This is a genomic window from Nocardioides sp., from assembly GCF_034670285.1.
Classification (GTDB): domain Bacteria; phylum Actinomycetota; class Actinomycetes; order Propionibacteriales; family Nocardioidaceae; genus Nocardioides.
The window spans coordinates 1-2,517 of record NZ_JAXMNS010000481.1; the positions used below are offsets into that span (position 1 = coordinate 1).

At 70.8% G+C, this 2,517-nt stretch carries 3 protein-coding genes; all 3 read left to right on the top strand.

Annotated elements, in window-relative coordinates; translation table 11 throughout:
- Positions 1-671 (top strand): AAA family ATPase (locus VOI19_RS17965; RefSeq protein WP_323794313.1); only part of this gene is annotated, 671 nt, incomplete at its 5' end.
- Positions 672-988: 317 nt separating this feature from the next.
- Positions 989-1,459 (top strand): acyl-CoA thioesterase, encoded by a 471-nt coding sequence (locus tag VOI19_RS17970; RefSeq protein WP_323794314.1) that lies wholly within the window; start codon positions 989-991, stop codon positions 1,457-1,459.
- 24 nt (positions 1,460-1,483) lie between these two features.
- Positions 1,484-2,517: signaling recognition particle receptor family protein (locus VOI19_RS17975; protein WP_323794315.1), on the top strand; the 1,034-nt coding region annotated here is incomplete at its 3' end.

Below are 2,517 nucleotides of genomic sequence, written 5' to 3' on the forward strand. Positions count from 1 at the left end.
CCCCGTCGACGCCGTACGTCCGCGAGGAACAGCTCAAGCGGCTCAAGCAGGCCGAGCGTCAGCTCACGATGCTCGGCAAGGTCAACCCGCTGGCGCTCGAGGAGTTCTCGGCGATGGAGGAGCGACACAAGTTCCTCACCGAGCAGCTCGAGGACCTCAAGAGCACCCGCAAGGACCTCCTCGACATCGTGCGCGAGGTCGACACCCGCGTCGAGCAGGTCTTCACCGAGGCCTACGCAGACGTCGAACGGGCCTTCGACTCGACGTTCGCCCGGCTCTTCCCGGGGGGAGAGGGCCGTCTGGTACTCACCGACCCCGACAACATGCTCACCACCGGCATCGAGGTCGAGGCCCGGCCGCCGGGCAAGAAGGTCAAGCGGCTCTCGCTGCTGTCGGGAGGCGAGCGGTCGTTGGTGGCCGTGGCCTTCCTGGTGGCGCTGTTCAAGGCGCGCCCCTCGCCGTTCTACATCCTCGACGAGGTCGAGGCCGCGCTCGACGACACCAACCTCGGCCGCCTGCTCGAGATCTACGAGGAGCTGCGCGAGAACTCCCAGCTGCTCGTCATCACCCACCAGAAGCGCACGATGGAGGTCGGCGACGCCCTCTACGGCGTCACGATGCGCGGGGACGGCGTGAGCGCCGTCATCTCCCAGCGCCTGCGGGAGCAGTAGCAGGACGCAACGTGCCCGCGTCCCGACGTGGCGCGGGGTGGTCATCGAGTAGCCGACGGCCGAGCGGAGCGAGGCGTCGGCGTATCGAGATGTGGTGAGGTGCGCGCGGACGGTGAGTGGGGGCGGTGGGCGTTCGGGTTGCGGGCGTCTCGATATGCCGGCTCGCTCCTTCGTCGCGTGGCCGGCTACTCGACGACCGAAGGCAGCGCGTGACTGGGTTGGTCATCGAGTAGTCGACGGACGAGCGGAGCGAGGCGTCGGCGTATCGAGATGTCGGCGACCGGGAGACCCCTGCGGGGTCGTGGCACCATTCCTGCATGACCGAGCGCGCCGCCCGCCCCACCAGAGCCGACTACGTCGCGTGGCGCACCGCGACCACCCGGTGGTCCGACGACGACGCCTACGGCCACCTCAACAACGCGCGGTACTTCGACCTCATCGACACCGCCGTCAACGCCCACCTCGCCGAGGCCACCGTCACCGACATCCGGCACCTCCCGCAGATCGGGGTCGTCGCGGAGGTGTCATGCCGCTACTTCGCCGAGATGGGCTACCCGCGACCCATCGAGCTGGGCCTGGTCGTCGACCGTCTCGGCTCGTCGTCGGTGATCTACCGGGTCGGGCTTTTCCAGGGCGGCGAGGGTGCGCCCGAGCAGGAGGCGTGCGCCGAGGGACGCTTCGTGCACGTCTACGTCGACAACACCGATCCGCAGCGCCCGGTGACGCCGGTCCCCGCGCTCATCCGGTCGGTGCTGGAGCCGTTGGTGAGGGAGCGCCCGCCGACCTGAACGGACGGCTGATTGGATGGCCCCATGGAGACCCTGCAGCTGATCATCCTCATCGCCGTGGTGGCCGTGGTAGCCCTCGGCGCCAGCATCGGACTGCTCGTCCGCTCGCGTCGTACGCGGCGAGGCCCCGGACCGACCCCCACGCCGGCTCCCACCACGACTCCGACGACCGTTCCGGAGACCACCGAGGCACCCGGCACGACCACGCTCGAGCCGGAGGCCCCGCCGGTCGACCTCGAGCTGCCGGTCACCCCGGCGCTGGAGAGGCCCGAGGGCACGCGCTCGCGCCTGGTGCGGCTGCGCGAGCGCCTGGCGGGCTCGCAGGGCGGCCTCGGTCGCGGTCTGCTGGCGCTGCTGAGCCGCGACCGCCTCGACGAGGACACGTGGGAGTCGATCGAGGACCGGCTCCTCACCGCCGTCGTCGGCGTGGCACCCACCCAGCAGGTCGTCGACAACCTGCGCACCCGCCTGCGCGTCGGCGGCGACGAGGCCGGCAACCCGCGAGCGGTGCTGCGCGACGAGCTGATCGCGCTGGTCGACCCCGACATGGACCGCCGTCTTCAGGTGACCGGCGAGGACGGCCGCCCCGGCGTGGTGCTCGTGGTCGGCGTCAACGGCGCCGGCAAGACCACCACGGTCGGCAAGATCGCCCGCATCCTCGTCGCCGAGGACCACAGCGTCACCCTGGGGGCCGCCGACACGTTCCGCGCCGCCGCGGTCGAGCAGCTCGCGACCTGGGGCGAGCGCGTCGGCGTCGACGTCGTCCGCGGCCCGGAGGGCACCGACCCCGCCAGCGTCGCCTTCGACGCGGTCAAGCAGGGCGTCGACGCCGGCGTCGACACCGTCATCATCGACACCGCCGGGCGGCTGCAGAACAAGGCCGGCCTGATGGACGAGCTCGGCAAGGTCAAGCGCGTCATCGAGAAGCAGGCACCGGTCACCGAGGTGCTGCTCGTGCTCGACGCGACCACGGGTCAGAACGGCATGATCCAGGCCCGCGTCTTCAGCGAGGTCGTCGACGTCACCGGCATCGTGCTCACCAAGCTCGACAGATCGGA

Excerpts from the sequence above, each read along its gene's own strand:
- VOI19_RS17970 (WP_323794314.1), top strand. The coding sequence starts at position 989 with ATGACCGAGCGCGCCGCCCGCCCCACCAGAGCCGACTACGTCGCGTGG.